General features: G+C 37.0%; 6 protein-coding genes. 2 read left to right on the forward strand and 4 right to left on the reverse strand.

The features are described 5' to 3' along the window. Together KBF89_01470 and KBF89_01475 are read right to left on the reverse strand one after the other, a co-directional pair. On the reverse strand, window positions 1–1,076 hold a 1,076-nt coding region (locus KBF89_01470; GenBank protein MBP9114999.1), incomplete at its 3' end, for a hypothetical protein. A gap of 128 nt (window positions 1,077–1,204) precedes the next feature. Continuing rightward, window positions 1,205–2,131 carry a hypothetical protein gene (locus KBF89_01475; GenBank protein ID MBP9115000.1) on the reverse strand — a complete coding sequence of 309 codons (927 nt, stop codon included), beginning with the start codon at window positions 2,129–2,131 and terminating at the stop codon, window positions 1,205–1,207. Between the two features lie 708 nt (window positions 2,132–2,839). Between KBF89_01475 and KBF89_01480 the strand changes: the two genes are divergently transcribed. Next, entirely contained in the window at window positions 2,840–4,429 is a 1,590-nt protein-coding gene (locus KBF89_01480) for a hypothetical protein (protein MBP9115001.1), read from the forward strand. 191 nt (window positions 4,430–4,620) lie between these two features. Further along, complete coding sequence (locus KBF89_01485) at window positions 4,621–6,078, forward strand: LPXTG cell wall anchor domain-containing protein (protein MBP9115002.1); 1,458 nt, start codon at window positions 4,621–4,623, stop codon at window positions 6,076–6,078. 4 nt (window positions 6,079–6,082) lie between these two features. Here the strand turns inward: KBF89_01485 and KBF89_01490 are convergent, their stop codons facing one another. Together KBF89_01490 and KBF89_01495 are read right to left on the reverse strand one after the other, a co-directional pair. Further along, complete coding sequence (locus tag KBF89_01490; GenBank protein ID MBP9115003.1) at window positions 6,083–6,253, reverse strand: hypothetical protein; 171 nt, start codon at window positions 6,251–6,253, stop codon at window positions 6,083–6,085. A 175-nt stretch (window positions 6,254–6,428) separates the two neighbouring features. Continuing rightward, window positions 6,429–6,668 (reverse strand): hypothetical protein, encoded by a 240-nt coding sequence (locus tag KBF89_01495; GenBank protein MBP9115004.1) that lies wholly within the window; start codon window positions 6,666–6,668, stop codon window positions 6,429–6,431. Window positions 6,669–6,850 lie beyond the last annotated feature (182 nt).

The following is a 6,850-nucleotide window of genomic DNA, read 5'->3' on the forward strand; positions in this document are numbered from 1 at the left end:
TTAAAACACTTCTCAATAGTATTTCTGTAATGACCAAGTATCGTCTCATGTGTTTCTTTAGGCTGAGTAGCTGCTGCTGAATTAACATCTATATTAAAAAATTCGCCTCCAATAATGATTGGATCTAGTAACATTATACCTGTATCAGCTACGTCGGTCGGATCAATTGGAATTCCTGATAATGAATTTAATGAAACCGGAATTCCAGTTTCTGGATTTAGTGGTTGGGTAGTGACGGGATTTCGGCTAGCCAATAAGTTCTGAAACTTCCGTGCGAATTCTTCTTTATCTTTTTTGTATTCAACCTCGAGTTTAGCGAAATTATCTGGAATTTCAGCTAATTCCTTAATGAATTCGTTGACCTTTATATCATCACCTTGCATTCTAGGATTATATTTATCAAAAGCACCTAAATATAATGCAACTTTTGATAATGAGAGAAATGCTCTATCTATTTCTTGCGTCAGATACGCAAACTCTTGTTCAATGCCATCGATAATTGCATTCGCTGTTTCATCACTTGCTTTTTGAAATTTCTCTTGCTGTCCTTCTGCGAATATCAATTCTCTAAATTCGGTGAATCTTTCTAATGTCACAGACATTGCGTCTACGTATTGGTGAAAGTATGTTTTATGTCCTTCCATATCCATAGAATTAAGCTCAGTTATCATTTTCATCTTTAGTAAAGAATCTATATATCCATCATCTCGTGATGCAGGAAATATCTGAGCTCTTTTTACCAATGCATCTTTAATTAGATCCCTTGTAGATACGGATGACTGCAATCTAGGTCCATCGACTTCAGGCAGACTTATTTTCACACTTTTTGGTTCTTCGACTAAAACTGGAACAACATCCACTGGCTCTATCGGAACTTCAACTATTGGTACTGGCTTTATAGGAACTTTGACTATAGAGGCGGGGGTTATAGGTCTTGCAAAAACACCAGCAAATGGTTTACTTGTGAGACCAAGAACTCCACGTCGAGACATGTCTACTTTTGAACCATCAGAACCCGTTTCTTGGCCAGTACCAAAAAAGGTACTTAATCTATCTATTAATCTAGCTTTTACCATAATTTAATTCATCCTTGATTTTATGCCACTTATAGTAAATATATTCTAGCAGGTATTTACCATTTGTACCAAATGATTCGGTTAGATACTTTTAAAACAAGCAGAAGAAACAAATAATTCGATTTTCACTATCCGCCGGAAACGGTAAAAGGGTACACGCATAGAAAATGTGGTCCTTGTATATCATTGAGATTTATCTGCGCATCAATTAATTTCTTTGCCACACCATCGAATTCTTTAATTGCAGCTTCATTACCCTTGTACTGAGACAATTCGCTTAAATCCTCAATAATACTATGCGTATAATCTATACCACTTTGAACAATCAGACCTATTAATTTTCTGCTTTTACGGTCACTCTCTTTATTCAAAATATCAAGAAAATTGTCAACTGCTCGATAAAGAAGATTCAGGCGAACAATATGTTCAGGAAGAGACATTTGGGCAAAATCATTTTCAGTTCGTTTCAAACCCGCAAAGAAACTAGGAAAGGTTAACGGTGAAACAGGGCCAGGAGCAGGATAATTAACAGCTTCCACTGAAGATACAGCAATTACAAACTCTTTTTCTAAATCGCTAATTTTAAGTTCTAGTCCAGTTAATAGATCTTCAAACACCAATCTACCATCTGTCAATTTACGCTTTTTAGTTTCTAAAAATTCCGCAAATGCTTTTTCTGCTGACTGATTTGTTCGCCTAGTTGTATTTTGCGCTTTAATTTTGGGGTCTTTAAGACTATCGATGACAAAATACTTAAATTTTTCAGCACGAGTTAAATTGTAATTAGGGTTTTCTTGTATATCGCCAATAAGATCAATCATTGCTGTATATCTCGTATCTATTTCATTAAATAGTATGTCTTTTTTTTCTTTCAATTCTTCTAGTGCTAAGCGTCGTCGTTCTTTTTCAACGCCACTAGAATCGAGATGAGCTCTTTTGGCTCTAATTTTCTCTGACAAGTCATCAAATTCTCTAAGGTATTCAACTAAAGGTTTTTCCCAGTTAATTATCTGAATCTTATAGTGATCAACCATAGAACTACTTGTAGATGTCATGTTGCTTTCCTTTTCCGCGACTTATATTTCATGGCTGTTTTACCCTGATGATACTCGCAGAACCACCATAATTACGCAAATATACACAAATGCGCAATTCGTATAGTAATGCTTTATATATCACTTGAGCCAAATAGCTTATTTTACTGATAATTCCTAAAAGAATTATAAAAGACTGTCGAATTAAATTATATTAAAATTGTCTGAATAAAGATAATATTATGCTCAAGAGAATTTATAAAGTATTAAAATTAAGCTTAATAATATCTATTATTACAGCAACACTATAATATTCGAGTTTTGTGTCAATTATTGCTGACTTGTCAAAAGCATATTTGAGTTGCAGTAACGATATGCAAATTTCTGTACCTGAACAGTTGATTTAATATCAGCTATTTTACATGGATCACCAAGATACGGCTGGACTATAGTCAATGACCATAGTAAGGGTCTCATAAACAGGGTGCTTGTACTTCCACTAATTGATCTGAAATACCAGCCTAATGTAACGATGATTGTTTGAGTACACTTTGTAAAACTGTTGACAACAATCTATTAGTTTATTCTGGATCTGATTTATTCGGTGAAGAATTTAATATCGAAAATATTCCTACTTAAGATCCAGATCTAATTAGATCAAATCGCTCTCGGTTAACCTAAGCATAGGTCAAAAGCACTATTTATCTATTTTAACTATAGAATTCACTAGTGCTTACCGATAAGAAATATGGATATATATCGATTAGAGGTACAATGGCAAAAATATTAATGTTCAATAATATTCGAGCTAAATTCACAACATTTTTGGTCATAACGATTTTTGGCGCGATGTTACTTAGCAATGGTTCTGCATTTGCAGAGCCGGTTTCATCAAATATCAAAATGTGGGGCGAAGCAACAGAAAATGCCAATTCACTTATTGACTCTGGCTTTAGGTTATCTGATGGTCGGTTCATATCAACGTCAGAAAGTGGCTTTGACGTAGTCAACCAAGGTTCAGAAAATATTACTTCCATACAATTTTCGGCTGACTTAACAAACTTTACTCTTACTGCAGTTACTGTTGATACTGGTTCAATAGATGCAAATACTCTGATTTGGACTGGTTCATTAAACCCAAGTTCAAGCATGCAAATACAATTCGAAGGTTTTATAGCAGGTGATATTGATCAAATAATGTCAGTAAGATTCGATGCCGTCAGTAGCACGCTCATAGGTGATGTAGAAAATGAAGAGGATACATCAGATAACTTCGTTCACCAAGATTTCACTATAATTGAGGCAATTGATCTAAACCTTGAAAGTAGACTTCTCACAACTGGAGAAAAGAATGTAGGCGATACAATTTCTTACGAACTTACTGTGAGTAACGTAGGTAATTTGTCTTTTACTGGCGCACATGGTCTAATGCTTTTTTTCGTAGTACCAAACGGTTCTGAATACATAAATATTACTGACCTTGATACAGGAGATGGCTACAGTACGTCACCCTGTTACGATATGGACGATGATTCAACCGATATGTTTCCAGGTCTAGCCGCCTATCATGCGCGAGTAATATTGTGTGGTTTTAGTGGTGATTCCTACGAATTTTTACCGGGAGCATCAACACGAGTGCAAATAGATTTTGTACTCAGCCAAGAATACATTTCAGGTCAAAGCGTCGTTCGTGGACTCCTAGATGCCGAAGGTGAAGATGACTCTGCATTTATTCGCGCAATTGTTGAGGGAGGTAACCCTACAGACCCATTTACGCTCGATAACAATAATGCTATCACGCTCGCGTTTTCGAACGATCCTCTACTAGCAACAATAAATCGCTGTAATGGTTATGCTGCAGAAGTTAGTACTGATGAAGCATGCTTTACCGTTACCTTTAATAAAACTATTTACGCTCCATCGTTTACACAAAGTGATTTAGTTTTGGAAGGAAACGGTTCAATCTTTGCTTTCGAACAAATAAATTCTAATCAATGGCAGGTAAAAATCAATGGTATGACTTTTGGAACTACTCTAAAATTACGACTAGATACAGATGCTGTAGTCGATTATTCTGTACATAACAGCGCTCAAGTTCTCGGTGAGAATGTGATTCGATTTGGACCAGCAAGCGCTGGCAACGATACAAGTAACGATACAGCTAACGAGAACGGACGATTATCTGGTGCGAAACCGGCGAATTCTGCTTCCGGGACACTTGCCGAAACAGGAAGTTCAACATCAACAAATATTGCAACGAGCGTTGTGTTTGTATTTATAGGACTATTACTAGCCATTAAATATCGTAAAGTAGCTTAAGGAAAGAAGTTATACTCAAATTCATCCTCTTATAGATTCAAAAAACAGCAGACTAGAACATGATTCACGTCGATATAGTAGCTACTATGAAATTATAGAGTAGGCCAAATGACCCATTTATATACTTTTAGCTAAAGTATTCGAATATACCTCTCGATAAAAACTATGGATATTTATCGATTAGAGGCACAATGGCAAAAATATTAATGTTCAATAATATTCGAGCTAAATTCACAACATTTTTGGTCATAACGATTTTTGGCGCGATGTTACTTAGCAATGGCTCTGCATTTGCAGCATCCCAATCAGTAGATGCGACTGGCGCTTTCAGGAATTATACGAACGAAGAATCTACGGAGTTACACCCGATGCGCGACTCGCCCACTGACCTAATTGGCAATCCAGCGAATCCTTCTTCAAATCCACAAAACGCAACAAACTCTTCACCCGGCTGGACCCCAGATGGAGCAACAACCCAAATACCCACAGTACCTTCATCATTTTCTCCATCTGAGTACACATCAATAATTCTAGATTTACCAAAAGTAAATTTAAGCTGTAGTTCTGACGTAAAAATTTCTGTCACAAGTGGCTCCGCGGACCTACTTACTGCACAAACCAACAGTGCAAATTACGGTTGGATTGTTGTAAATAATTTAAATCGCGCAATCGGTTTTAATGGAGATTATGTACAGTTCGAAGGAAATACTAGCGATAATACTCCTGGTTCACGATCGTTAGTTGGGGAGCATTCTTTAAATCCGAGTTCAACTGCATTTGGATTAAAGCTGATTGTTAGTGTGCAAATATACAACAATGATGGTTCCCAGGTTAATACATGGGATATACATGACTTAGCTGTAAGTTACATTTACGATAATGAAAACGGCAATTGCAATTCTAGTAACGCCCCGGCTTCCGTACCGTGTTCCGACGAATACCTAGATACTCAAGGTGTTGATCTCAACGCTCAAGATTTGTCTGATTTGGGACAACTAAGCAATACTGAATCATTTATAAATGTTGATGGCGACCCAAACCTTGTTTTAAGTGATACTGGTTTAGCGATAAACCCAAATTTGAATGAATCAGGAACTCAGGGAATATTTAGAGTTTTCGAATTAAAGTTTACCCCTCAAACTCCTTTACTTGGTGCTGGAGATGTAGAACTCTCTGTTTCTTATGATATAGATTTAGGACCCAATGGAGGGCAAACTTTGATCTCGATTGGAAACCTCACTACCCAATATGATTGGCAACAATTTAATTTCGCTATATTCGATGGTACTGAAAGTGCTTATTTACCTTCAGCGGAATTAAATCAAGCTCACATATACTTTATGACTACAACATTTAGCACACCAGATGAACAAGCCGGTTTGACATTAAGCAACCTTTCCGTTACAGTACGTCACTTGCGAGATGTTGCGGTTTGCGGTGTTAGCGCTACTAGAGGTTTGGAGAATGGCGGCTCAACTCCGACACCAACTATTCCTGGTGGGGTCACAGGAAGAGTTAATGGAATTGGTTCAAACTCTACACTTCCAGATACTGGAGCATCTTCACTGTTTCTTTTAATTAGCGCATTATTGATGATCGGTATTGGTGGTGCATTTACAAAGTTCAGCAAGCTGAAAACAAATAGTTAAACTTTTAGTGACCACCCAAAGCTAGTACTGCTGAAGTTGTTGGTGGCCAACCTTTGTAATCAGCATTGGGGTCAACATAAGTTACAGGATCATTACATACCCCATCAGGAAACGCCACATTTAAAGCCAGTATGGTAAGTGAGGCGACAGCAACAACACCAACAGGAACTACCACAACTGAAGCCAGAACCGCTTGTTTAGAGTTAATTTCGCAGCATTTTCAAACCTTTTTTAGCTAACTCTAATGCAAGTAAAGCAAGTTCTAGCTCAACCGAAACTGCTATTTCATCATCATGGGTACTGGTATGTGGTTGCACAGATTCGTTTATGGCTTCTTTATATTCTGGGAGTCATTGCAATGTGCAGATATACATGCCCAATTGATCGATATCTTGGTGTATGTCTAATATCATATTTTTCTTTTTAGCATGGGGACAAGCCATATAAACTAATCCCAATTTTTCAACCTTAGACGTCGCTATTGATATTTTCTCTAAACAATCTTCTAATAATCTGCCGTGTTCATCCGTACTCATAGCTCTCAGTTCAGATGCTTCGACAATTGTTAAATCACCATTTGCAAAAGCCATTTTATTTTCCTCGCTCAAGTTTCATGTGGACTAGATCCACAATAACAGAACGGTACATATGGTGTAAATAGCACAGCGTAATAATTAAGTTCCATGCGATAGCTATTTATCGTGCAGTATTGTACATAGGACAGCTAACTCTAGTAAAAACAAGCTATTGAGGCACAATTACTGCACAAATG

It is taken from the genome of Acidimicrobiia bacterium (genome assembly GCA_018057765.1).
Lineage (GTDB): Bacteria > Actinomycetota > Acidimicrobiia > IMCC26256 > JAGPDB01 > JAGPDB01.

What these genes read in the sequence shown, in the direction of transcription:
- KBF89_01485 (MBP9115002.1), top strand. Translation starts at nt 4,621, where the DNA reads ATGGCAAAAATATTAATGTTCAATAATATTCGAGCTAAATTCACAACA.
- KBF89_01495 (MBP9115004.1), bottom strand. Translation starts at nt 6,668, where the DNA reads ATGGCTTTTGCAAATGGTGATTTAACAATTGTCGAAGCATCTGAACTG.
- KBF89_01475 (MBP9115000.1), bottom strand. Translation starts at nt 2,131, where the DNA reads ATGACATCTACAAGTAGTTCTATGGTTGATCACTATAAGATTCAGATA.